The organism is Microbacterium sp. LB12, from assembly GCF_037150835.1.
Lineage (GTDB): Bacteria > Actinomycetota > Actinomycetes > Actinomycetales > Microbacteriaceae > Microbacterium.
The window spans coordinates 141,113-165,058 of the sequence record NZ_JBBCPF010000006.1 but is presented as its reverse complement, the minus strand read 5'-3'; the positions used below and the strand labels follow the sequence as shown (position 1 = coordinate 165,058).

The 23,946-nt window shown below is 68.5% G+C and carries 24 protein-coding genes and 1 tRNA gene; 18 read left to right on the top strand and 7 right to left on the bottom strand.

Annotated elements, in window-relative coordinates; all coding sequences use genetic code 11:
- Positions 1 to 21: 21 nt before the first annotated feature.
- Genes WFM69_RS12380 through WFM69_RS12350 form a run of 7 tightly spaced genes read left to right on the top strand, consistent with a single transcriptional unit; the run spans position 22 to position 5,708 of the window.
- The gene (locus tag WFM69_RS12380; protein WP_337005300.1) at positions 22 to 1,047 is read left to right on the top strand and encodes a PhoH family protein; all 1,026 of its coding nucleotides are present in this window, start codon (positions 22 to 24) and stop codon (positions 1,045 to 1,047) included.
- Positions 1,044 to 1,502: an rRNA maturation RNase YbeY gene (gene ybeY / locus WFM69_RS12375; protein WP_028501654.1), complete on the top strand. Its 459-nt coding sequence runs from the start codon at positions 1,044 to 1,046 to the stop codon at positions 1,500 to 1,502. The genes WFM69_RS12380 and ybeY overlap by 4 nt, the downstream gene beginning before the upstream one ends.
- Entirely contained in the window at positions 1,499 to 2,794 is a 1,296-nt protein-coding gene (locus WFM69_RS12370; protein ID WP_337005075.1) for a hemolysin family protein, read from the top strand. The genes ybeY and WFM69_RS12370 overlap by 4 nt, the downstream gene beginning before the upstream one ends.
- The gene (gene era, locus WFM69_RS12365) at positions 2,787 to 3,683 is read left to right on the top strand and encodes a GTPase Era (RefSeq protein ID WP_337005073.1); all 897 of its coding nucleotides are present in this window, start codon (positions 2,787 to 2,789) and stop codon (positions 3,681 to 3,683) included. Before WFM69_RS12370 ends, era begins: the two co-directional genes overlap by 8 nt.
- 54 nt (positions 3,684 to 3,737) lie before the next feature.
- Complete coding sequence (locus tag WFM69_RS12360) at positions 3,738 to 4,265, top strand: RNA polymerase sigma factor (RefSeq protein ID WP_337005071.1); 528 nt, start codon at positions 3,738 to 3,740, stop codon at positions 4,263 to 4,265.
- Positions 4,258 to 5,238, top strand: a complete 981-nt coding sequence (locus WFM69_RS12355; RefSeq protein ID WP_337005069.1) for a hypothetical protein — start codon at positions 4,258 to 4,260, stop codon at positions 5,236 to 5,238. The genes WFM69_RS12360 and WFM69_RS12355 overlap by 8 nt, the downstream gene beginning before the upstream one ends.
- 5 nt (positions 5,239 to 5,243) lie before the next feature.
- Positions 5,244 to 5,708 carry a hypothetical protein gene (locus WFM69_RS12350; protein WP_337005067.1) on the top strand — a complete coding sequence of 155 codons (465 nt, stop codon included), beginning with the start codon at positions 5,244 to 5,246 and terminating at the stop codon, positions 5,706 to 5,708.
- 10 nt (positions 5,709 to 5,718) lie between these two features.
- On the opposite strand, the gene WFM69_RS12345 is transcribed toward WFM69_RS12350, so the two are convergent.
- A complete protein-coding gene (locus tag WFM69_RS12345) occupies positions 5,719 to 6,366 on the bottom strand; it encodes a hypothetical protein (protein ID WP_337005065.1) in 648 nt (215 codons plus the stop codon).
- A 194-nt stretch (positions 6,367 to 6,560) separates the two neighbouring features.
- On the opposite strand from WFM69_RS12345, the gene leuA reads away from it, so the two are divergent.
- A complete protein-coding gene (gene leuA / locus WFM69_RS12340; protein WP_337005063.1) occupies positions 6,561 to 8,315 on the top strand; it encodes a 2-isopropylmalate synthase in 1,755 nt (584 codons plus the stop codon).
- A gap of 69 nt (positions 8,316 to 8,384) precedes the next feature.
- Here the strand turns inward: leuA and WFM69_RS12335 are convergent, their stop codons facing one another.
- A complete protein-coding gene (locus tag WFM69_RS12335) occupies positions 8,385 to 9,077 on the bottom strand; it encodes a trimeric intracellular cation channel family protein (protein WP_337005061.1) in 693 nt (230 codons plus the stop codon).
- 34 nt (positions 9,078 to 9,111) lie between these two features.
- Between WFM69_RS12335 and recO the strand changes: the two genes are divergently transcribed.
- The 3 genes from recO to WFM69_RS12320 are packed head-to-tail and all read left to right on the top strand — an operon-like array spanning position 9,112 to position 11,386.
- Positions 9,112 to 9,855, top strand: coding sequence for a DNA repair protein RecO (gene recO / locus WFM69_RS12330; protein ID WP_337005060.1), 744 nt, complete (start codon positions 9,112 to 9,114; stop codon positions 9,853 to 9,855).
- Positions 9,852 to 10,670, top strand: a complete 819-nt coding sequence (locus tag WFM69_RS12325; protein WP_337005059.1) for an isoprenyl transferase — start codon at positions 9,852 to 9,854, stop codon at positions 10,668 to 10,670. The genes recO and WFM69_RS12325 overlap by 4 nt, the downstream gene beginning before the upstream one ends.
- A gap of 29 nt (positions 10,671 to 10,699) precedes the next feature.
- Entirely contained in the window at positions 10,700 to 11,386 is a 687-nt protein-coding gene (locus WFM69_RS12320) for a DsbA family oxidoreductase (RefSeq protein WP_337005057.1), read from the top strand.
- Between the two features lie 14 nt (positions 11,387 to 11,400).
- On the opposite strand, the gene WFM69_RS12315 is transcribed toward WFM69_RS12320, so the two are convergent.
- Positions 11,401 to 11,895 carry a glutathione peroxidase gene (locus WFM69_RS12315; RefSeq protein WP_337005055.1) on the bottom strand — a complete coding sequence of 165 codons (495 nt, stop codon included), beginning with the start codon at positions 11,893 to 11,895 and terminating at the stop codon, positions 11,401 to 11,403.
- A gap of 59 nt (positions 11,896 to 11,954) precedes the next feature.
- Here WFM69_RS12315 and dusB point away from each other — a divergent pair, with 59 nt between their 5' ends.
- From dusB to WFM69_RS12290, 5 genes are all read left to right on the top strand, one after another.
- Entirely contained in the window at positions 11,955 to 13,109 is a 1,155-nt protein-coding gene (dusB, locus tag WFM69_RS12310) for a tRNA dihydrouridine synthase DusB (RefSeq protein ID WP_337005053.1), read from the top strand.
- Positions 13,099 to 14,484 carry a deoxyguanosinetriphosphate triphosphohydrolase gene (locus WFM69_RS12305; protein ID WP_337005051.1) on the top strand — a complete coding sequence of 462 codons (1,386 nt, stop codon included), beginning with the start codon at positions 13,099 to 13,101 and terminating at the stop codon, positions 14,482 to 14,484. The genes dusB and WFM69_RS12305 overlap by 11 nt, the downstream gene beginning before the upstream one ends.
- The gene (dnaG, locus tag WFM69_RS12300; protein ID WP_337005049.1) at positions 14,484 to 16,346 is read left to right on the top strand and encodes a DNA primase; all 1,863 of its coding nucleotides are present in this window, start codon (positions 14,484 to 14,486) and stop codon (positions 16,344 to 16,346) included. The genes WFM69_RS12305 and dnaG overlap by 1 nt, the downstream gene beginning before the upstream one ends.
- Positions 16,347 to 16,382: 36 nt before the next feature.
- Entirely contained in the window at positions 16,383 to 17,156 is a 774-nt protein-coding gene (locus WFM69_RS12295) for an ATP-binding cassette domain-containing protein (protein WP_337005047.1), read from the top strand.
- A 97-nt stretch (positions 17,157 to 17,253) separates the two neighbouring features.
- Positions 17,254 to 17,329: transfer RNA gene (locus WFM69_RS12290), tRNA-Asn, on the top strand.
- Between the two features lie 90 nt (positions 17,330 to 17,419).
- On the opposite strand, the gene WFM69_RS12285 is transcribed toward WFM69_RS12290, so the two are convergent.
- Together WFM69_RS12285 and WFM69_RS12280 are read right to left on the bottom strand one after the other, a co-directional pair.
- Positions 17,420 to 18,856 carry an APC family permease gene (locus WFM69_RS12285; protein ID WP_337005045.1) on the bottom strand — a complete coding sequence of 479 codons (1,437 nt, stop codon included), beginning with the start codon at positions 18,854 to 18,856 and terminating at the stop codon, positions 17,420 to 17,422.
- Between the two features lie 39 nt (positions 18,857 to 18,895).
- Positions 18,896 to 19,993 (bottom strand): Zn-dependent alcohol dehydrogenase, encoded by a 1,098-nt coding sequence (locus tag WFM69_RS12280; protein WP_337005043.1) that lies wholly within the window; start codon positions 19,991 to 19,993, stop codon positions 18,896 to 18,898.
- Between the two features lie 114 nt (positions 19,994 to 20,107).
- Here WFM69_RS12280 and WFM69_RS12275 point away from each other — a divergent pair, with 114 nt between their 5' ends.
- The gene (locus tag WFM69_RS12275) at positions 20,108 to 21,532 is read left to right on the top strand and encodes a PucR family transcriptional regulator (protein WP_337005041.1); all 1,425 of its coding nucleotides are present in this window, start codon (positions 20,108 to 20,110) and stop codon (positions 21,530 to 21,532) included.
- A 63-nt stretch (positions 21,533 to 21,595) separates the two neighbouring features.
- Here the strand turns inward: WFM69_RS12275 and WFM69_RS12270 are convergent, their stop codons facing one another.
- Positions 21,596 to 22,111, bottom strand: a complete 516-nt coding sequence (locus WFM69_RS12270) for a hypothetical protein (RefSeq protein WP_337005039.1) — start codon at positions 22,109 to 22,111, stop codon at positions 21,596 to 21,598.
- Between the two features lie 150 nt (positions 22,112 to 22,261).
- Entirely contained in the window at positions 22,262 to 22,828 is a 567-nt protein-coding gene (gene def, locus WFM69_RS12265; protein WP_337005037.1) for a peptide deformylase, read from the bottom strand.
- 70 nt (positions 22,829 to 22,898) lie between these two features.
- On the opposite strand from def, the gene WFM69_RS12260 reads away from it, so the two are divergent.
- Positions 22,899 to 23,909 (top strand): DMT family transporter, encoded by a 1,011-nt coding sequence (locus tag WFM69_RS12260; RefSeq protein WP_337005298.1) that lies wholly within the window; start codon positions 22,899 to 22,901, stop codon positions 23,907 to 23,909.
- Positions 23,910 to 23,946 lie beyond the last annotated feature (37 nt).

Sequence of the window (23,946 nt, the reverse complement as noted above, 5' to 3'; positions counted from 1 at the left end):
ATATACGCGGACGGCGTCGCGATGGTGCAGCTGCTCGGACCGCAGGATCGCCTGCTCCGGATGCTCGAGAAGGAGCACCGTGACGTCCAGGTGCTCGTGCGCGGGAACGAGATCACGCTCAGCGGCGATGCGGAGTCCGTCGAGAAGGCGAAGGCTCTGGTCCACGAACTGCTCGAGATGACGAGGGCAGGACACGACCTGGCACCCAGCGACGTGTCGAGCTCGGCGCGCATGCTGCGGCAAGACGGAGGACCGCGACCCAGCGAGGTGCTCGGCGAGGCGATCCTGACCACGCGCGGCAAGGTGATCCGTCCGAAGACACTCGGACAGAAGGAGTACGTCGACGCGATCGAGGAGAACACGATCGTGTTCGGCATCGGTCCGGCCGGGACGGGCAAGACCTACCTCGCGATGGCGAAGGCCGTGCAGGCCCTGCAGCGCAAGGAGGTCACCCGGATCATCCTGACCCGTCCGGCCGTCGAAGCGGGGGAGCGGCTCGGGTTCCTCCCCGGCACCCTCACCGACAAGATCGATCCGTACCTGCGCCCGCTGTACGACGCGCTCAACGAGATGATGGACCCCGAGATCGTCCCGCGCCTCATGGCGACCGGAACCATCGAGGTGGCCCCGCTCGCCTACATGCGCGGACGCACCCTGAACGATTCGTTCGTCGTGCTCGACGAGGCGCAGAACACCACGCCCGAGCAGATGAAGATGTTCCTCACGCGCCTCGGGTTCGGCACCAGGATGGTCGTCACCGGCGACATCACGCAGGTCGATCTCCCGCAGGGCTCGTCCGGCCTCCGTCTCGTGACGCGCGTGCTGGACGGCATCGACGACATCCACTTCTCGCGTCTCACCAGCGACGACGTCGTGCGGCACTCGCTGGTCGGGCGCATCGTCGACGCCTACAGCGAGTACGACGAGAAGCGCACCGCTCAGCGGTTCGAGCGCGAGCAGGCGGCCGAGTTCGCCAACCGTGCCGACCGCAGAGGAGCGCAACGACCAGGTCCGCGTGACCGCATGCCGAAACGAGGACTCTCATGATCGAGATCAACAACGAGTCGGCCATCGACGTCGACGAGACCGTGCTGCAGCGGCTCACGGACTACAACCTCGCGCAGCTGCACGTCAGCCCCGACGCCGAGGTGGCGATCGTGCTCGTCGACGAGGGCGCCATGGAGGCCCTGCACGTGCAGTGGATGGACGAGCCCGGCCCCACGGATGTGCTCAGCTTCCCGATGGACGAGCTGCGTCCCGGCACGGAGGACCGCCCGACGGCCCCCGGTCTGCTCGGAGACATCGTGCTGTGCCCGCAGGTCGCCGAGACGCAGGCGCAGGCGGCGCACCACACCCTCATGGACGAGCTGATCCTGCTCACCACCCACGGTCTGCTGCATCTGCTCGGATTCGACCATGCCGAGCCCGACGAGGAGCGTGAGATGTTCGGCCTGCAGAAGGAACTGATCCAGGGCTTCGCGGCGGCTGAACGCCGGCGATGACGGCCACTCTCCTTCTCATCGCCGCCGTCCTGCTGGTGGCGTTCGGCGGTCTCATGGCCGCCATCGACGCCGCGTACGGTGTCACCTCTCGCGTGGGCCTCGCCGACATGGCGACGGAAGGCCGCAGGGCGAAGGCGCTGGGACGCATCGCCGCCGACCTCGACGCGCACGTGAACGCCGTCGCGTTCATCCGCGTGCTCGCCGAGGTGACCGCGGCGGTGCTGGTGACGGTCGCCTTCACGATCCTCATCGAGAACAACTGGTGGGCGATGCTCGCCGCCGCGTTGTTGATGACGGCGATCACGTTCGTGTTGGTCGGGGCGAGCCCGCGGTCGTTCGGGCGCCAGCACGCGGAGGGCATGATCCGTGCGACTGCCTCGATCGTGCGCGGGCTCCGCATCTTCCTCGGCCCGCTCGCCCAGGCGCTGGTCCTGCTCGGCAACCGCGTCACGCCCGGCACGGGTCGCAGCACCTTCGCGAGCGAGGATCAACTGCTGAGCATGGTCGACGAGGCCGCGTCGAACGACCTGATCGAGGAGGACGACCGCGACCTCATCCACTCCGTCTTCGACTTCACCGACCAGTTCGTACGCGCGGTGATGGTCCCGCGGACGGAGATGGTGACCGTCGACGCCACGGCGACGACCGAAGAGGCGATGTCGCTGTTCCTGAACCGCGGCGTCTCCCGGATGCCCGTGGTGGACGACGACGCCGACGACGTGGTGGGCGTGCTGTACCTCAAGGACCTCGTCCAGTTCGCGTACCGCGACGACAGCGCCTGGCGTGCCGCATCCATCCGCCCGATCGCTCGACCGGCGACGTTCGTGCCGGAGTCGATGCGTGCGGAGACGCTGTTGCAGCAGATGAAGCGCGACGCCGTGCACGTGTGCCTGGTGATCGATGAGCACGGGGGGATCTCCGGACTGGTCACGCTCGAGGACCTGATCGAGGAGCTCGTGGGGGAGATCTCCGACGAGTACGATCAGGTATCCGCCGAGTTCGTCGACCTCGGCCACGGGCGTTACCGCGTGAGCTCCCGACTCTCGTTGGAGGACGTGGGCGATCTGTTCGGTCTCGAGCTCGAGGACGAGGACGTCGACTCGATCGGGGGACTGCTCGGCAAGGCGCTCGGACAGGTGCCGCAGCCGGGCGCAACGGCGACCGTGGAAGGCTTGGTCCTCACGGGAGGGGCATCCCGAGGGCGGGGTCGCGGCATCGCGACCGTGTTCGTGGAACGTGCGGCAGGGGATCCTGACGCTTCGCAGGACGAAGGAGATCGACTCGATGGCTGAGACAACGCGGAGCGGGTTCGTGACGTTCGTCGGACGACCCAACGTGGGCAAGTCGACGCTGACGAACGCCCTGGTCGGCGAGAAGATCGCCATCACCAGCGAGAAGCCGCAGACCACGCGTCGGGCCATCCGCGGCATTGTGAACCGTCCGGAGGGGCAGCTCGTGATCGTCGACACCCCCGGCATCCACAAGCCGCGCACGCTGCTGGGCGAGCGGCTGAACGACCTCGTCGAGCAGGTGCTGGGCGACGTCGACGTGATCGGCTTCTGCGTGCCGGCGAACGAGAAGGTCGGTCCCGGCGACCGTCGCATCGCCGCATCGCTGGACGGCTACCCCCGCGCCAAGAAGATCGCGATCGTGACGAAGACCGATGTCGCCGGCCGCGACGACATCACGGAGCGGCTGCTGGAGGTCGATGCGCTGCGTGAGGACTGGTCCGCCGTCATCCCTCTCTCCGCGCTCACCCGCGACCAGCTCGACGTGCTGTCCGACGAGATCCTGATGCTCATGCCTAAGGGGCCCGCGCTCTACCCGGAGGGCATCACGACGGATGAGTCGCAGGAGGACCGCATCGCCGAGATGATCCGCGAGGCCGCCCTCGAGGGCGGCCGTGACGAGCTCCCGCACTCGATCGCCGTGGTGATCGACGACATCGCCCCCCGCGAGGGCACGGATCTGACCGATGTTCATGCGTCGATCGTCGTCGAGCGCGACAGCCAGAAGGCGATCATCATCGGTCACAAGGGCAAGCGGCTCAGCGAGGTCGGCGCTCGCGCCCGCGCAGGCATCGAGACGCTGCTGGGCACCCGCGTGTTCCTGGGCCTGCACGTCAAGGTCGCCAAGGAATGGCAGCGCGACCCGAAACAGCTCGGCAGACTCGGCTTCTGAGATGAGACCGCGTCACGCGTCGATCGCGGCGGGCAGACCGCCGACCCTGGCGACATGAACGGTCGCAGCGAAGACCCGAATCCGCTGCGCAACGAGGTCTTCACACGAGTGTTCGACGAGCACTGGGCAGCCGTGCGCCACCACATCGAGGGTGTCGTCGCCGCCGAGGCGGAAGTCACCGAGATCGTCTCGGAGGTCTTCCTCACCGCCTGGTCGCGACTGCGGCCCACTCGTCCGCCCAGCCGCATCTGGTTGCTGCGCATGGCTGACCGGCGCCTGCGGGCACGTCCTGGTCGCGCGTCGACACCGCATGACGCGCTCGATGCCGTGCATGTCGGCGTCACCGGCGATGGCGATGCACCGGGCGGCATCAACAGGATCGAAGTCATTCGTGCTTTGGGTGTCCTCACACCGCTGCAACGGCGTATCATCATGCTCACGTACTGGGATGGACTCGCGGTGGGGGAGATCGCGGAGCTGTTGCGCGCTTCTGAGTCCCGGGTGCGGAAGACGCTGGGCCGTGCGCAAGACCGTCTGCGCGCGGAGCTGGGCCTGGAGGGGCTGACCACGAGTGATGACTGATAACGCTGTGCTCGATCGGATGTTGAGCGACGCCGACCCTGCGACGACACCGCGGGATGCGCCACCCGACGCGCGGGCACTCGCGACCCGTGACCGGATCCTCCGGACGGATCTCGCGCCCCGGAGACGTCGTGCACGCACGGTCGGCTGGGCCTCCGGCCTGACCGCCGCCGCGGCCTCGGTCGCCGTGGCGTTCGCCGTGTTCTCGCCGCAGGGTACCGCGGTCGCGGGCACCCCGTCGCCCCTGGAGTTCGCCGGGTCGAGCACGGTCACGCAGATCGTCGACGATGCCGACGCCGCCCTCGCCGAGGCGCCCGGTCCTGCCGCGCCGGAGCGCATGGTCCGCACGGCATCGTGGGGGTTCAACGTCGACGTCGATGAGAACACGACGACCGTCGTTCCGCAGCTGTCGACGCTGACGTGGGAGCCGGACGGCTCCGGACGCATGACGATCGTCGCCGGTGTCGCCTACGACCCGTCCGACGCCGTCGCGAGCAACGCGGCCGAGGTCACCAGCAGCGGCGAGGTCATCACCGACCTGGTGATGGCGCCCGGCGACTTCGCGACCCCCTGGACGACGGTGCCCGGCGACACGCGCGATGACATGGTGGCCATGCTCCGTGCGTTCGGCATGCCGGAGGCCCCCACGGCTTTCGACGTCGAATCCGCGTTCACGTCGGTCCTCGGCCAGTGGACGTTGACGAACGCGCAGCACCGCGAGCTGCTGCACCTGATGGCCGATGCGGGCGGCGGCGAGGCGCTGGGAACCACCACGGATCGCCTCGGGCGTCCGGTCGCCGGTATCCGCGTGCAGTCGCCGGACGGCGCATCGAGCGACCTCGTCCTGGTGTCGCGCGACACCGGACGCATCGTCGGCGTCGAGCGGACGGTCCTGAAGGGGGATGACGTGTACCCGACGGGCGCGATCATCTCGTACCAGATGTGGGATGTCGATGAGGGGATGATCGAATGAAGCGCATGACGGTTCTGGCTGCGGCCGTGGTCGGTCTGATCGTGGCGTTGGGGTCCGCGCCGGCGAACGCGGCGGTGACCGGCGACAGAGATGTCGATCCGCAGGTCGCCGCGATGCTCGAGGAGGTCCCGGGTGGGATCTTGATCGATTCCACGCACGCGGTGTGGCCCGAGCTCGATATGGCGTTGTCGGTGCGCCCTGACTCCGGATTCGCGGCCCGCTCCGTAGGGAGCTGTGCGACGGACAAGATCTGCGCGTACAGCGGCGTTTCCCTCAGCGGCAGCGTGCTGACCTTCGGCACGTGCGGCATCCTCTCGGTGCCGGGAAGCTTCTCGGTCAAGTCGGCCGCGAACGCCCGGACCTCGGGTTACGCACAGCCCCGCAACGGGACGACAGTGCTGGCCACGATTTACGCGGGCGGGTGGAGCAACGTCTCCGGCACCACCACGAACATCCGCTGCGTCCTCTGACCCCTGAACGTCAGTCGATCTCACGCAGTGCCGAGGTGACGACCACCACGTCGTCTCCGTAGTCCGCGTTCGCGGCATCCTGGATCGTGCCGTCGTCCCAGACGACCTGGAGCCAGACATATCCGCGGTCGGTGCTGACGGCGAGCGCCTCTGCGCCGAGGCGGGCCGAGATGTCGTCCTGGACCCGGACGAGTTCCGCTTCGTCGGTCGTGCCGTCGACACCCCCAGTGGGGTCCTCGGGCGCCACCGTGTCGTACAGCGCCAGCATGATGGGCGGGGCCGTGTTGGTGAGGCGTTCGCCGTCGTACGTGGCGTACACGGCATAGGCGCCCCAGGTGGTGTCACCGCTCGTCTCGCTGCCGTCGACGCCCTCCCACGTCCAGTCGTCCACGGGCACGCCGTCGCACTGCGGCGGGTACGACTCCGCGACGGCTCCCAGGCACAGCTGTACGTCGCCGGCGACGTCCAGCACCGTGCCTACACCGATGACCCGCCCCTCCGGCAGTGCGGGCTGGGCGTTCTCGAGGCTCTGGCCGGATGACGCGCTCGTGCTCGTGGGGCTCACGGAGGTTCCCGGACCCGTCGCGCAGGCGCTGAGGAACAGGAGGCCGACGGCGGATGCCGTCGCGAGGACGAGGCGTCGCTGCGATGTGCTCACACCCGGGAGTGTCACCCGCGCGGCGATCGTCTCGCCTGGACCCGAAATCGTCGTCGCATCCCTGCTAACATGACCACATGCCTTTCGGCGGTCTGCTTCTTCTTAGCTGCCGCGACGAGTCCTAAAGCTAGGGCCTTCCTCGTCGCGGCGCTTGTGTTGGCCCGTACATCTTGACGAAGAGAAGAAGCCCCATCATGCAGAACACTCAGCGCCCGTCGGCGATGCCGACCCACAAGTACCGGCCGTTCCACGAGCAGATCACCGTCCACCTGCCGGACCGCACCTGGCCCGACGCCCGCATCACCGAGGCCCCGCGCTGGTGCGCCGTCGACCTGCGCGACGGCAACCAGGCCCTCATCGACCCGATGTCGCCCGAGCGCAAGCGCGTCATGTTCGAGCTGCTGGTCAGCATGGGCTACAAGGAGATCGAGGTCGGCTTCCCGTCCGCGAGTCAGACCGACTTCGACTTCGTGCGTCAGCTCATCGAAGAGAACCTGATCCCGGACGACGTCACCATCCAGGTCCTGACCCAGGCGCGCGAGCACCTGATCGCCCGCACCTACGAGTCGATCGCCGGCGCGAAGCAGGCCATCGTGCACCTGTACAACTCGACCAGCGTGCTGCAGCGTGAGGTCGTGTTCCGCACCGACAAGCAGGGCATCATCGACATCGCGCTCGAGGGCGCGCGGCTGTGCCGTCAGTTCGAGAAGACCATCCCCGACACGAAGGTGTACTACGAGTACTCGCCGGAGAGCTACACCGGCACCGAGCTGGAGTTCGCGGTCGACGTCTGCAACCAGGTGATCGAGGTGTTCGAGCCCACCCCCGACCGCAAGGTCATCATCAACCTGCCGGCCACGGTGGAGATGGCTTCCCCGAACGTCTACGCCGATTCGATCGAGTGGATGAGCCGCAATCTCGCCCACCGCGAGAACGTGATCCTGTCGCTGCACCCGCACAACGACCGCGGCACGGCGATCGCTGCGGCCGAGCTCGGTTATATGGCAGGCGCCGACCGCATCGAGGGTTGCCTGTTCGGCAACGGCGAGCGCACCGGCAACGTCGACATCGTCGCGCTCGGGATCAACCTGTTCACGCAGGGCATCGACCCGCAGATCGACTTCAGCGACATCGACCAGGTCAAGCGCACGGTCGAGTACTGCAACCAGCTGCCGGTTCCGGAGCGCAGCCCGTGGGCGGGCGACCTGGTGTTCACCGCCTTCAGCGGATCGCACCAGGATGCGATCAAGAAGGGCTTCGAGGCGATGGCGGCCAAGGCCGAGGCGGAGGGCGTCACGGTCGACGAGATCGAATGGGCGGTGCCCTACCTGCCGGTCGACCCCAAGGATCTCGGTCGCTCATACGAAGCCGTCATCCGCGTGAACTCGCAGTCCGGCAAGGGCGGTGTCGCGTATCTGCTGAAGTCGGATCATGCGATCGACCTGCCGCGCAAGCTGCAGATCGAGTTCTCGGGGGTCGTGCAGGCCAAGACCGATGCCGAGGGCGGCGAGGTCACCAGCGAGCAGATCTGGTCGATCTTCCACGACGAGTACCTGCCTGCCGCCGACACGGCGGCCAAGTGGGGCCGTTTCGAACTGCTCGCGACGCAGACCCGCAGCGACATGTCGGGCGATGTCGTGCTCGACGTCGTGCTGCGCGACGACGAGCAGCAGATCTCGGTGTCCGGCAACGGCAACGGACCGGTGGCTGCCTTCGTGGAGGTGCTGCGCGGCCAGGGCTTCGACATCACGGTCTACGACTACGTCGAGCACGCGCTCAGCGCCGGCGGCGACGCGCAGGCCGCGGCCTACGTCGAACTGCAGGTCGGCGACCAGCGCCTGTGGGGAGTCGGCATCGACGGCGACATCTCCACCGCGTCGCTCAAGGCGATCGTGTCGGGCGTGAACCGCTCGATCCGCACGCGTCAGCAGGAGCTCGCGGCGGTCTGACCGCCTCCGTCACCATGACGACGGCCGGGATCCTCTGCGGAGCCCGGCCGTCGTCATGTCAAGGATCAGTCAGTCCTGAGGCTTCACGATCGCGATGGCGCCGGTCTCGGCGGCGACCTTGCGCCGGTAGAGGCGGCGCTGCTCCGGGAGGGAGACGTCGAAGGTCACGGCGAGGATGCGGATGACCGTCGTCACCGCGATGCCGATGATCGCGGCGAGGGTGATGGGCATGCCCAGCGCCACCGAGATCACGATGAAGGTGCAGCCCGCACCGGCCGCGACCGCGTAGAGCGAACCGACGTGCATGATCGCGGTCGGAAGTCCCATCAACATGTCGCGCAGCACGCCGCCGCCGACAGCCGCGCACACGCCGATGAAGACGGCGGGGACCTCGGGGATCCCGAAGGCGAGCGCCTTGCTCGTGCCGAAGGCCCCGAACATGCCGATCACGACGGCATCGAGCACCACGATCGCGGTGTTCAGCCGGGTGAAGAGTCCTGCGAGCAGCATGCCGAGCAGGGCCGCCCCGACGGCGGTCACCAGATACCACTGGTTCTGCAGCGTCGCGGGTGTCTGTCCGAGCAGGATGTCGCGGATGAGACCGCCGCCCATGCCGATCATGATGCCGATGATGGCGACGCCGAGCCAGTCGAGGCGCCGCTGACCCTGGAACCCCGACGCGAACATCGCGCCCTGGACCCCGCCGAGGCCGACGCCGAGGAGGTCCGCCCACAGCGGAATGGTGAAGAGCGGTTCGGTCACCCGTCCATTGTCGCCCACGGAGGATAATCGGAGGATGCCCACCTACCGAGACGAAGCGGTGATCCTGCGCACTCACAAACTCGGTGAGGCGGATCGCATCGTCACGATGCTGTCGCGTCGGCACGGCAAGGTGCGCGCCGTGGCGAAGGGCGTGCGCCGCACGTCGTCGAAGTTCGGCGCGCGGCTCGAGCCGTTCATGGTCGCCGACGTGCAGCTCTACCAGGGCCGCTCGCTCGACATCGTGCAGCAGGCGGAGTCGCTCGGCTCCTACGGCACGGACATCGCGACGCACTACGACCGGTTCACGGCGGCGAACGTGATGGTCGAGACCGCCGACCGGTTGAGCGACGCCGAGGCGACGCCCGATCAATACCTGCTGCTGGTGGGGGGACTGCGCGCGCTCTCCCGCGGCGAGCACAGCCCTCGGAGCATCCTCGACTCCTATCTCCTGCGGGTGATGTCCCTGTCGGGATGGGCGCCCTCGCTCGATGAGTGCGCCCGCTGCGGCACGCCCGGCCCGCACGAGCGGTTCGTCGCCCAGCTCGGTGGGCTCGTGTGCACGAACTGCGCGCCGGCCGGAAGCCCCCGCGTCGCGGACGGCACGCTGAGACTGCTCCGTGCCCTCATCTCCGGCGAATGGGACGTGATCGACGCGGCACCGCCTTCCGACACGGCGGCAGCCTCCGGCCTCGTCTCGGCCTACGCCCAATGGCATCTCGAGCGCGGCATCCGCTCGCTCGCACATGTGACCGACGACACTGGAGAGCGAACACGGTGACCCCGAAGCCCTACACGCACAAGGACGCCGTGGCATACCGTCCCCTGGATTGGACGGGGGTGCAGCCGCCGACGTTCCCCGCGGTTCCCGCACATGTCGCGATCGTGATGGACGGCAACGGGCGCTGGGCGAACCGCCGCGGTCTCAACCGCATCGAGGGGCACAAGGCGGGGGAGGAGGTGCTCCTCGACGTCGTGGCGGGTGCGATCCAGGCCGGCGTGAAGCACCTGTCGGTGTACGCGTTCTCCACCGAGAACTGGGCGCGCTCCCCGGAGGAGGTGCGCTTCCTCATGGGCTACAACCGCGACGTGCTGCATCGCCGCCGTGATCAACTGAACGAGTGGGGCGTGCGGATCCGCTGGGCCGGACGCAAGCCGCGCCTGTGGGGCAGCGTGATCAAGGAGCTGCAGTACGCCGAGCAGCTGACGCGCGGCAATGACGTGCTCACGCTCACGATGTGCGTGAACTACGGCGGCAGGGTCGAGCTCGTCGACGCGATGCGGTCCATCGCCGAGGACGTGGCTGCGGGGCGCGTGAAGCCGAAGGCGATCTCCGAGAAGATGATCCGGCGGAACCTGTATGTGCCCGACATGCCGGACGTCGACCTGTTCCTGCGCAGTTCGGGGGAGCAGCGCACGTCGAACTTCCTGCTGTGGCAGTCGGCGTATGCCGAGATGGTGTTCCTCGACACGCTCTGGCCTGATTTCTCACGGGAGGAGCTGTGGCGAGCGATCGGCATCTACCTGTCGCGTGATCGTCGCTTCGGCGGAGCGGTCGACATCCCCGACGCCTCGTTGGACGACGAAGCGGAATAGCTCGCAGGCGCATGCGGTTGGATGAAAGTGTGACTGAACCCATCTCCATCGACATCTGGTCCGACATCGCCTGCCCCTGGTGCTACATCGGCAAGCGCAACCTCGAGAAGGGTCTCGAAGCGGTTGCCTCCGACGAGGACGCCCCGCAGGTCAACATCACCTTCCACTCGTTCGAGCTCTCGCCCGACACCCCGGTCGACTTCGACGGCGACGAGGTCGACTTCCTCGCCGGGCACAAGGGCATGCCGCGCGAGCAGGTCGAGCAGATGCTCGCCAACGTGACCGGCGTCGCCGCGAATGCCGGCCTGCAGTACCGCTTCGACCTGCTGCAGCACACCAACACGGTCAAGGCGCATGAGCTGCTGCACTTCGCGAAGGCGGAGGGGTTGCAGCACGAGATGGAGGAGCGGCTGATGTCCGCCTACTTCACCGAGGGAAAGCACGTCGGACGCATCGACGACCTCGTCGAGCTCACGACCGAGGTCGGCCTCGACGCGGACCGTGCGCGCGCCGCGCTCGAGAGCGAGCAGTACCTCCCCGCCGTCCGTCAGGACCAGGCGCAGGCCCGTGCCTACGGCATCCAGGGCGTGCCGTTCTTCGTCGTCGACGGCCAGTACGGGATCAGTGGCGCGCAGCCGCCCGCGGCGTTCGAGAACGTCCTGCGCGATCTGTGGTCGAAGCGCGGCGAGACCGAGGCGGAGAACGCCGCGGTCTAGCGATCAGCGCCGATTCAGCGGGTCAGGGCCGCTTCGATCGCGCTGACGATCTCGGGGGCGTCCGGCTTCTGCTTCGGGCGGAAGCGCAGGACGTCCCCGTCCGGGAGCACGAGGAACTTCTCGAAGTTCCACTCGACACGTCCCGCCTTGCCGCCGGCATCCGGAATCGCCTTGAGCGCCTTGTAGAGCTCGGATGCGTTCTTGCCGTTCACCTTGACCTTGTCGTTGACCGGGAACGTGACGCCGTAGGTCGTCGAGCAGAACTCGAGGATCTCGTCGACCGAGCCGGGCTCCTGGCCGAAGAACTGGTTGCACGGGAAGCCGAGGACGGTGAACCCCCGGTCGCCGTACAGGCGCTGCAGCTCCTCGAGCTGTTCGTACTGCGGTGTGAGGCCGCACTTCGAGGCCACGTTCACCACGAGGACGACGTCGGCGCCGAGGTCGTCGATCGTCTTCTCCTCGCCGTGAGCGTCGGTGAACGGGATCGAACGGAGCGCGGAATCGGTCATGTTCACAGCTTAGATCGCCGCATCCCTCCTGGCTCCGCGTCTGGGAGAATAGAGGGGACATGACTCTCGCCACCGCACCCGCCCGCCCTCTTCGCATCGGTCCGATCGATCTCGACGTGCCGGTCGTCCTCGCGCCCATGGCCGGGATCACCAACACCGCCTTCCGGCGTCTGTGCCGCGAGTACGGCGCCGGGCTCTACGTGAGCGAGATGATCACGTCGCGCGCCCTCGTCGAGCGCAACGAGACGACCATGCGACTGATCCGGCACCACGAGTCCGAGACGCCGCGGTCGATCCAGCTGTACGGGGTCGACCCGAAGACCATCGCGGAGGCCGTGCGCATCATCGTCGCGGAGGACCACGCCGATCACATCGACCTCAATTTCGGATGCCCGGTGCCGAAGGTCACCCGTCGCGGTGGGGGTGCGGCGCTGCCCTGGAAGTCCAAGCTGTTCGCCGACATCGTCGACCAGGCCGTGAAGGCAGCGGGCGACATCCCGCTCACGGTGAAGATGCGCAAGGGCATCGACAAGGACCACCTCACGTTCCTCGACGCCGGACGTGCGGCGGAGGATGCCGGGGCCGCCGCGGTCGCGCTGCACGCGCGCACTGCCGGCGAGTTCTACTCGGGCTTCGCCGACTGGAACGCGATCGGCGAGCTCAAGCAGGCGGTGACCAGCATCCCCGTGCTCGGCAACGGCGACATCTGGTCGGCTGATGACGCGGTGCGCATGATGGCGCAGACCGACTGCGACGGCGTCGTGGTCGGCCGCGGATGCCTCGGACGACCCTGGCTGTTCGGGGAGCTCGCGACGGCGTTCGGCGGCGAGGGGACGATCGTCGACGCGAACCTGGGCTTCGTGGCCGATGCGTTCCGCCGGCATGCCGAACTCCTGGTCGAGTTCTTCGAGGACGAGGACCGCGGGTGCCGCGACGTCCGCAAGCACGTGTCGTGGTATTTCAAGGGCTACCCGGTCGGCGGCGACATCCGCACGGGACTCGCGACGGCGTCCAGCCTCGCGGAGATCGACGACTTCCTCGGTCGCCTCGACCGCACGGCGCCCTACCCCGGGGCAGACGCGGAGGGACAGCGCGGGCGCTCGGGGCACCCGAAGCGGACCGCCCTGCCGGACAAGTGGCTGGATTCGCGCGAGGTCGCGTCGGACGCCACGGAGATGATGCGTGGAGCGGAGATCGAGAACAGTGGTGGTTGATCCTCAGGTCGGTCTGCGCGCCGACGGCTACGACGCGCGTGACGCCGAGCGCTTCTTCGCCGAGACCCACCGATCCGAGCGCGATGACTTCGCCCGTGACCGCGCCCGTGTGCTGCACTCCGCCGCTCTTCGCCGTCTCGCCGCGAAGACCCAGGTACTGAGTCCTGCGAGCACGGCAGACTTCGCCCGCAACCGGCTGACGCACTCCCTGGAGGTCGCGCAGGTCGGGCGGGAACTCGCCGTCGCACTCGGAGTCTCCGCCGACGTCGTCGACACCGCGTGCCTGAGCCACGACCTCGGCCATCCGCCGTTCGGTCACAACGGCGAACGGGCGCTCAACGAATGGGCCGGCGACATCGGCGGCTTCGAGGGGAACGCGCAGTCGCTGCGCATCCTCACCCGCCTCGAGGCGAAGGTGCTCGACGACGAGGACCACTCGGTCGGCCTCAACCTGACCCGCGCGAGCCTCGATGCGACCTGCAAGTATCCGTGGACGGTCGACAGTCCGGTGCCCGACCCCGGTGGCCGCCTCAAGTTCGGGGTCTACCCCGAGGATGAGGCGGTCTTCCGCTGGATGCGCGAGGGTGCTCCGGGGCGGCTGCGTTGCATCGAAGCGGAGATCATGGATCTCTCGGACGACATCGCCTACTCGGTGCACGACTTCGAGGACGCGATCGTCAACGGCTACGTCGATGTCGCGCAGCTCGCGGATCCGCGGCAGCACGATGCGCTCGTCGGACGGATCCAGCAGTGGGTGGGCTACGACTTCACACGCGAGGAGCTCGCCGACGCGCTGTATCGTCTGGCGTCGCAGCCGATGTGGCTGGCGTCGTTCGACCGGTCCCGACAGGCGCTCGCGCGGCTCAAGAACCTCACGAGCGATCTGATCGGGCGCTTCGCCCGTGCGGCCGTCTCCGCGACCACGGAGAAGTACGGGACGACGGCGCTGGTGCGCTACAACGCACACGTGGTCGTGCCACGAGTGGTCGAGGTCGAGATCGCCGTCCTCAAGGGCATCATGGGTCAGGCCATCGTGACGATCGAGGCGCGCAAGGGCGTCTACAAGGAGCAGCGCCGCGTGCTCACGCGCCTCGCCGATGCGCTGTGGTCGACCGACGCGCTGTGGTCCGCGGGATCCGACGTGCTGGAGCCCGCCTTCGCGGCGGACTTCGTCGCGGCGGCGGATGATTCCGAACGAGCGCGCGTCGTGGTCGACCAGATCGCGAGCCTGACGGATCAGAGCGCGATCGACTGGCACAACCGGCTCGTAGGCGAGATCGATCCGGCGGAGGTCGGCATCTGGACGCCGCGTCACGTGCGTCCGGGCGCTCGCGCCCACGCGGAGAGGCGGCCCGTCGCCGAAGGGGCGCACTGATGCCGCGGATCCTGCAGGCCGACGTCGATGAGGTCAAGGCGCGCACGAACATCGCCGACATCATCGGAGAACGCGTCGCCCTCAAGCCCGCAGGCGTCGGCTCGCTCAAGGGGCTCTGCCCCTTCCACGATGAGAAGAGCCCGAGCTTCCATGTGCGCCAGCAGGTGGGGTATTACCACTGCTTCGGCTGCGGGGAGTCGGGCGACGTCTACTCGTTCCTGCGCGAGATGGACCACGTCAGCTTCACGGAGGCGGTCGAGCGTCTGGCCGGACGGATCGGCTACACGCTGCACTACGAAGACGGGGGAGCGGCTCCCGAGACGAGTGGCCGCAGCCGCCTGTACGCCGCCAACACCGCCGCGGCCGAGTTCTTCCGCGCGCAGCTGCTTTCGCCTGACGCGGAGGCCGGACGGCGGTTCCTGGGCGAGCGCGGCTTCGATGCCGGGGCGGCTGCGCACTTCGGCGTCGGGTTCGCACCGCGCGGCTGGGACGGGATGCTCAAGGCGCTCACGGCGCAGGGCTTCACCCGTGAGGAGCTGAGCACGGCCGGTCTGGTCTCGACGGGGCAGCGTGGGGTGTACGACCGGTTCCGAGGTCGCCTCGTCTGGCCGATCCGCGACGTGTCGGGGCAGACGATCGGTTTCGGTGCCCGCAAGCTCTTCGACGACGACCCCGGCCCCAAGTACTTGAACACCCCGGAGACGCCGATCTACAAGAAGGCGCAGGTGCTCTACGGGCTCGACCTCGCCAAGCGGGACATCGCCCGGGGGGATCCGCGACGAGTCGTCGTGGTGGAGGGCTACACCGACGTGATGGCGTGCCACCTGGCCGGTCTCACGACCGCGATCGCGACCTGTGGCACGGCCTTCGGCACCGAGCACATCAAGGTGCTGCGGCGCGTGATGGGCGATGACAACGCGTCGGGTGAGGTGGTCTTCACGTTCGACGGCGACGAGGCAGGGCAGAAAGCCGCCCTGCGTGCGTTCACGGAGGATGACCGCTTCAACGCGCAGACGTTCGTCGCGGTCGCGCCCGACGGGCTCGACCCGTGCGACCTGCGGCTGCAGCGTGGAGACGCGGCGGTTCGCGGGCTCATGGACACCAAGCAGCCGATGTTCGAGTTCGCGATCGACCGCAAGCTGGGCGGCTTCGACCTCTCCACGGTGGAAGGGCGGGTCGGTGCGCTGCGTGCGGCGGCGCCGATCGTCGCGGAGATCCGTGACCAGCTCCTGCGTCCGGGCTACGAGCGTGTGCTCGCGCGACGGCTCGGCATGGACCCGACCGAGGTGCGCGGCGAGGTCGAACGGGCGGCGCGCGGGGCTTCCTCCCTGCAGCAGCAACCCCGTCGCGAAGCGCCGCAGGTCGACGCGGCGACGGGTGCGCCCGTGATCGCGCCGGTCACACTGGCGAGCCTTCCCCGAAGCCCGGATGTCGCCGTCGAACGAGACGCGCTGATGGGTGCGCTCCAGTACGGGCACCAGGTCGATCAGGCGCTCCTCAATCGCGCTCTGGCCGCGCCGTTCCGCACGCCCGGCCTGGACGCGGTGCGGGAGGCCGTGGCCGCTGCACCCGACCGCGCCAGGGCAGGGTGGGTCACGGAGGCCGTGAACGGCGTTCGTGAACCGTATCGATCGCTCGCGGGCGAGTTGCTGATGACGCCGTTCCCCGCGCGTGACGAGGAGCGCGCGGTCGCGACCGTGACCGACCTCGCGCGCCGACTCGTGCTGCGCCAGCTCGAGCATGAGAAGCAGGAGCTGCTGGGAGCGGTGCAGCGTGTCCCGGCCGACTCCGATGGCGGGCGCGCGCTGCGGATGCGCCTGCGCGACATCGACGCGGAGCGCCAACGGTTCGCCGAGTCGTAACCCCGCCAGGCAGCACGCAGAGGGCAGGATGGAGACATGTCCCGCAGGCCCGAATCCACGAACGCGATCGATTGCTCGGATCTGGTGATCGACCGCATCGGTCACGGGATGCCGACCCGCGCTGTCGACGGCGTCACGTTCTCGCTCGCTCCCGGCGAACTGATCTGCGTCGCCGGTCCCACCGGGTCGGGGAAGTCGACGCTCGCGGCCGCCCTCGCCGGTTCCACCGACCCCTCCGTGAAGGTCGTCGGCGGTCGTGCGCAGGTGTGCGGCATCGACGTGCGCAAGCCGGGGCGCAAGCATCGGATCCTCACCTACCGCACGGGGTTCGTGCCGCAGGGGGCGGGCGCCGACCTTCCACCGCGACTCACCGTGAACGAGGTGATCGCGGAGCCGATCCTCATCCGGGAACGGCGAGTGAACACCAAGGCCCTCTCGATCCGGGTGGCGACCCTGCTCGACGAGCTGCATCTTCCACTCGGCACGGCGGCGAAGTTCCCCTACGAGCTCAGCGCGGGCATGCGTCAGCGCGTCGCGATCGCCCGCTCGTTCGTGCTGGAGCCCCAGGTCCTGATCGCTGACGAGGTGCTCGCGAACCTCGACCTCGAAGTGCGCCCCGTCGTCTTCGACGCGATCACCCGCCGGCGCAAGGAGCAGTCGATGGCGGCGCTGCTCGTCACCAACGACGCCGATTTCATCCGCGAGTTGAACGCCGAGACCCTCATGCTGCGCGGTGGCCATGTGGTCGCTCGTGGCGTGGGCAAGGACCTGCTCTGGGTGCCGAACGCGGAGTCGGATTCGCGTCGCTGAGCCCGACACGCCCGGCATCCGCGAAGGGTGCCCCTGTGTCGTGAACACGTCCCGGAGTTTGCTAAGCTTGTCGAGTTGCCCGCTCAGCGGTGCACATTCCTCGGTAGCTCAATTGGCAGAGCAGCCGGCTGTTAACCGGCAGGTTCTTGGTTCGAGTCCAAGCCGGGGAGCCAACGGAAAAGCCCCCTCTGCGGAGGGGGCTTTTCTCGTTCCCGTGATGGTGTCGCCGGCACGAGCGCGATGCTCGTGCCGGCGATCGGGGCTCAGCCGACGCCCTCCATCGCGCTCGTCTCGGTGTTGCCGATGCGAGCGATCACGTCGGGGCGACGTCGGGCGAGGTAGGCGTAGCGGGTCAGGGCGATGCCGACCGTCACGAGGAACACGTAGGGGATCACGTTGTACGGGAACGCCGGGACGGGCCAGACATTCGCGAAGAACACGTATGCCATCGTGACGACCGCCACCGTCGCGCACACCTTCACGAGGCCGTTGCGCATCTTCGCCCGCTGCGTGTACACGACGCAGGCGATCGCGACGAGGGCGTACGCGACCATGTAACCGTAGGTGCCCCAGGTGTTCACCCAGACGAGGATCTCGCCCGGTGCGGCTCCGGCGAGCAGCAGCACGATGTCGACGGCGATCGCGGCGGCCCCGGCGATGATCAGCACGCGATGTGGCGTCAGGTGCTGCTCGTGGGTGCGCCCGAACCGCTCCGCGACGACGCCCTCCTTGCCCATCACGTAGACGATGCGTCCGATGACGTTGAGGGGTGCCACGACGACAGCGAAGAACGAGGCCGCGACGCCGAACGTGAGCACGGCGGCGAACCAGCTGGGCATCCCGATCAACGCGGACATGCTCTCGAGGGGGCTCGCGGCGGTGGCGAGGTCATCACCGAGCACCGTGATCTGGGTGTAGGCCGCGAACACGTACAGCACGCCCACGCCGAGTGCGCTCCACATGATGGCGCGGGGGATGGCCTTGTACGGCTCCTTGGCCTCACGGCCGAGTGCGTCGGCGGAGGAGAATCCGACGAAGCCCAGGATGCCGAGCACCATGCCCGACGCAACGCCCTGGAAGGAGGAACCCGTGGCGAGCACCTGCGCCGGGTCCCACGCGGCGGGGCCCGCCCAGACGAGAGCGGCGATCAGCAGCACGAGGATGATGCCGACCGAGACGAGCTCGAGCACGAGGGAGACGCGCGCGGACAGACGGATCCCGCGGATCGTGAACAGCGTCGCGAGTCCGCCGAGCACGATCGCGAGGCCGATCTCCCAGCCGAGACCCTGGGCGGGGATGCCGAGCATCGTGAGGAACTGCGACATGTAGCTGACCGATCCGCTCAGGGATGCGGCCGCGATACCGAAGCAGCCGATCAGCAGGGTGACTCCCGCGAGGAAGGCACCGAACGGTCCGAGCCCCTTCGACACGTACGTGTAGAGCGAGCCGGCCGACGCGTGCTTGCGGGCGAACACCACCACGCAGTATCCGACGCACAGGATGACGATCGTGGCGAGGGCGAAGGCGTAGATGGTGCCGTTACCGGCGCCGAGGAAGATCGCCGCCGCCGTGAAGGCGATGACGGCGCTGGGTGCGATGTTGGCGATGGCCTGGGCGGCGAGCTCGGGCCCGCTCATGATGCCGGTGCGGAGGCCGGCATCGGTGGGGGCGCCAGGCGGGGCGACGACGGTGTCTGACATGGTTCTCCTGGATTCGGGTTGCAGGGTGACGGGTGGCGATCAGGGGATGAGGAGTGTGCGCAGCGCGGAGCCGGCCTCGAGATCGTCGAGTGCGGCGGCGGCCTCGGCGAGCGGACGGCGACCGGAGATGAGCGGGTCGATCTTGAGCTGTCCGTCCATGTAGCGGTCCACGAGTGCGGGGACGTCGATGGACGGACGCACGGAGCCGTAGTTCGAGCCCAGGATGCGCTGGTCGGCCTCGGCGAGGACGAGGGGCTCGAACGAGGCACGCGCGCCGGTGGGCGGGAGCCCGACGATCACGGCAGCGCCGCCGAGGCCCAGCATCTGGATGGACTGTTCGGTCGTGGTCGTGCGGCCGATGGCGTCGAAGGCGTAGTCGACGCCATCGGGGATGAGCTCGCGCAGCTGGGCGACGGCGTCTCCCTGCGAGGCGTCGATGCGATCGGTGGCGCCGAACTGCAGGGCCATCTGAGTCTTCTCGGGGCGGACGTCGATCGCGATGATGCGCTCGGCGCCGGCCAGACGTGCGCCCTGGACCACGTTGAGCCCGACGCCGCCGCAGCCGATCACCGCGACCGTGGAGCCGGGCTCGACGGCGGCGGTGTTGAGCACGGCGCCCACGCCGGTGGCGACTGCGCAGCCGACGACGGCGATCACGTCGAGCGGCGCATCGTCGCGCACCTTCACGGCACCGGAGGCGGGGACGACGACCTCCTCCGCGAAGGACGACACGCCGAGGTAGTGATGCAGCGGCTCACCGTCGCGGCTGAGTCGCGAGGTGCCGTCGAACAGCACGCCGAGGGGAGCGACCACGGTCGCGACCTTCTGGCAGCGGGCTTCATGGCCGGCGCGGCAGTAGCGGCACTCGCCGCACGGCGGGACCCAGCTCAGGACGACGTGGTCGCCGACGGCGAGTGTCGTGACGCCTTCGCCGAGCTCGGTGACGACGCCGGAGCCCTCGTGCCCCATCACCAGCGGAGCAGCCGCGTCCCATTCGCCGCGCTTGACGTGCAGGTCGGAGTGGCAGACGCCGGCGGCGGCGATCCGCACACGGACCTCCCCGGCACGGGGCGGCGCGAGGTCGACATCGACGAACTCGATCGGTGACTGCGGATCGCGGAAGACAACAGCTTTCATGACATCCTTCGGGTGGAGAGGGGATGCCGACGATGCTAGGAGAGAGGCGGCCGATGGGGCATCCGACAATAGTGTGAAACCCATCGCGTGATTCGACACTCTGTACAATGAGGTGTGGCTCGCGATGTCGCCTCCGTGGCGCGGTACTTGAACGGTGTGGTGCTGCAGGGGGAGGTCCCGGCCGCTCGGCACGTGAACTCGGTCGTGGCGATCGAGCTGTTCGGCGCTCCGACCGACCGGCTCTTCACGACGCTCGTGATCGCCGACGAGGCGCAGCTGCTCGCCCTCGTCGAGGATCCGGATCGGCTCGCCCTCCTCCGGGGGATCGTGCTGGTCACGAATGCCGATTCTCCGTCGGTTCGTCGCGTCCTCGACGACGGCTCGATCACGGCGATCGTCGGGGCGGACGTGCCGCAGGCACAGCTGCTCCCGACGCTCACCTCGCTCCTCGCGGTCGACCAGGCGGCGGAGGCCCGGGCGATCACCTCAGCGATGCGTGTGCTCACCCTCGCCGCCCGGCGCAGCGGGATCACCGGCGTCATCGCCGAGCTCGCCCACCGGATCGACGGGTGGGCGGTACTGCTGGACCGACACGGCGAGGTCATCACGACAGCGGGTGCGGGCAGTCTGCACATCGACGACGCGATCGCGGTCGCCGTCGGGCGCCCCGTGCGGGTGCGCCACCGCGCGCTTCAGGTGCATCCGGTCGGACCGGGACAGGACATCACGGCTCAGCTGGTCACGGCTCCCCGCAACGACAGCTCCGGTCGCGGGCGCGAACTCAGCTCGCAAGCGGCGGCGCTGCTCGATCTGTTGATGCGCACGCGCGACAGCAGCCACCTGGAGCGCCTCGGCCGCTCGATGATGCTCGAGACCGTGCTCGAGGGCGGCCCGGAGGCGACCCGGCTGCTGCGGCGGTGGGGCGTGCACGAGCGGACTCTCGTCGGCTTCGCACTGGCGTCCCGCACGAGCGGTGTCGATGTGGAGCACCTGCTCGCACTGTGGCTCGACGAGCTGGGCGCCGAGCACGTCTTCACCTCGCAGCGGGGACTCATCCATGGCGTCGTGCGCGAGGAGCATGCGGAGGAGATCACGCATCGGGCGCGGGCGTTCGCATCGACCCTGTACCTCGGACTCGGCCGCCCTGCCCCCACGGATGCGCTCGCCCGGAGCATCGACGAAGCGCGCCAGGCCTGCGAGGCGGCACGCACCGGTGGGGAACGGGTCGTGCGCTACGAGTCGATCCCGACCGTGTCGTTCGTGCTGGGTCAGCTCGACACGGATCAGGCGCTGCGGATCGGACGCCTACTGGATCCGTTGAGGGCCGCAGACGAGCGCGCCGACCTCATCGAGACTCTGCGCGTCTTCCTCGCGACGAACAGCGCCTGGGGTGAGAGCGCCGCGCGGCTGCGGATCCACCGGCAGACGCTGACCACCCGCATCCGGCGCATCGAGGATCTGATCGGGCTCTCGCTCGCGGATCCCGACGATCGCGTCGCGGCATGGCTGGCCCTGCGGGCGTCGGAGAGTCGACGCTGAGCGGCGGAAACGCGAGAAGGGGCCCCGCCGTATCGGCGGGGCCCCTTCGTCGGGTGTGTCCGGTCAGCGTGCGCTGGCGGCCAGCGATCCGGTCGTCTGACCGGCCGGGTCGAAGATGAGGCACTGGATCACGCGGTCGTTGGCGCCCTCCCACGATTCCTTGGTCGGCGTGAGCATCGTCACGTCGAGCGCGGAGTCTTGGTAGCCGACACCGACGAACGTCGTGTACGCGTCGCCGATGCACTCCTCGGAGGCGGTGTTGATGTCGGCGTCGGAGAACTCGCCGTCCGGCATCGTGATCTCGTAGTACACCTCGAGGTCGTGCGGGTCGGTGCAGGGGAGGATGTCGGCGTTCGAGAGTGCCCCCGAACCCGTGTCGAGCATGCAGTCGCCGAGCTTGACGGCGAAGACGTCGACGTTCGCGCTCTCGGTGACCTGTCCGGTGTTCTCATCGCGGTTGGCGTTGCCGGAACCGCTTCCGAGAATGTCGTTGATCGCACTGCAGCCGGTCAGTGCGACCGTGAGCGCCACCGCGGAACCCGTGAGCATCAGGGCGCGTCGTGTGCGCAGCTTCATCATGTGTTTCCCCTCCGAGACGTGGTGCGGAGGCATACGGAAACCCCCCGCCGCCAACACGCTAGCCGCCGTCGAGTCTGTGATGCAACTTGACGCGAGCTATGTGCACGCTGGGAAACGAGTGTTCCTATGTCGACGGCGTGTCGCGTCGGCTCAGCCTTCGAGGTCGTCCACGCCCGGCATCCAACTCGCACCGGGACGCCCCCACCCGCGCTTGCGTGCGATCTTCTGCGCGGTCTTCCAGTCGCCGTCCGAAAGTCGATCGACGTAGAGGATGCCGTCGAGATGGTCGAACTCGTGCTGCATGATGCGCGCACGCCAGCCGTCGACGTCGATCGTCACCGGCTGTCCGTCCAGGTCCGTCGCCGTCACGTGGACGCGCTCCGAGCGCCGCAGCGGGAACCGCTCACCGGGGAACGACAGGCAGCCCTCCGACTCGAGATCGGGGTCCGGCTCGCCCGGCTCCAGAGGCGTCATCCACAGCACGGGGTTGATGAGGACCCCCCGCCACGGCTGGTCGTCGTCGTCGACGTACGAGTAGGTGTAGACCCGCAGCGGCACACCGACCTGCGGGGCGGCGAGCCCGACTCCGGGGGCGGTGTCCATGGTCTCGAACATGTCGGCGACGAGTGTGCGGACCTCATCGGTGACCTCGTCGACGGGAGAAGCGGGGGAGTGCAGGACGGGGTCGCCCATGATGCGAATCGGAAGTACAGCCACGTCACAACCCTAGTGCGCGGGGGTCTGCCGGTAGGGTCGTAGTGTGAGCGCAGGGGTGTGGATGAACGCGATGGAGGATGTCGGCGACCAGCTCGTCGGCGCCTTCCAGGACCCTGGGATCCTCCTCGGCATCCCGCTCGCGCTGGCCGGTGCGGTCTTCATGTCGCTGGGCGCGCAGTACCAGCACCGCGGCGTCGAGAAGGTGGAGCGCCTCAGCGGATCCGCCGGCACGTCCGGGCTCAGCCTCTCGCAGATCAAGGGGCTGCTGACGCGGCCCTCGTGGCTCATCGGCACGCTCATGCTCGGCCTCGCCGTGGTGTGTCAGCTCGCCGCGCTTGTCAAGGCGCCGCTCATCGTCGTTCAGCCGCTGGGTGCCATCGCCCTCGTCATCACGACGTTGCTGAACGCCCGGGTCTCCGGCCACGCCCCCACCCGGCAATCGCTCACCGCCATCGCCTGCTGCGTCGGCGGCATCTTCCTGTTCGTCTTCTTCGCGGCGATCTACGCCACCGAGCAGGAGGTGACCGATCGCGAGCTCTTCGTGATCCTCGCGCTCCTGCTGGTCGTCATCATCATCCTCGGTGGTGGCTGGCTCATCCTGCGCCGTCGCATGCGTGCGCTGTTCTACGTGATCGGCGCCGGCGTGCTCTACGGCTTCGTCGCCACGCTCGCGAAGGTCGTCATCAAGCGCATCGAGGCCGGCCAGTTCGAGTGGATCACCGCGATCTGCGTGCTCGCCCTCGTCGCGGCGGCCGCCGTCGGCGGCTACTTCGTGCAGACCGCCTACAGCTCAGGGCCGCCCGACCTCGTGATCGCCGGACTCACGGTCGTAGACCCGCTCGTCGCCGTGCTCATCGGCATGGTCATCCTCGGTGAAGCCGCAGCAGCGCCGCCGTGGGTGATGGTGATCTTCGCGATCGCCGGCGCCATCGCCGTCTGGGGAGTCGTGGGTCTCGCCCGCTATCACCCGCAGGTGCTCAGCGAGAGCCAGGAGCTCGGGATCGTGCGCGGAAGCAGCCCGACCCCGGCGGCGGACGGTGAGCCCGACTCCGGCGGCGCCTCTGACAAGCCCACCTCCTGACGGGAGAACGCTTTCGTGCGCCCGTCAGTCGGGTCGC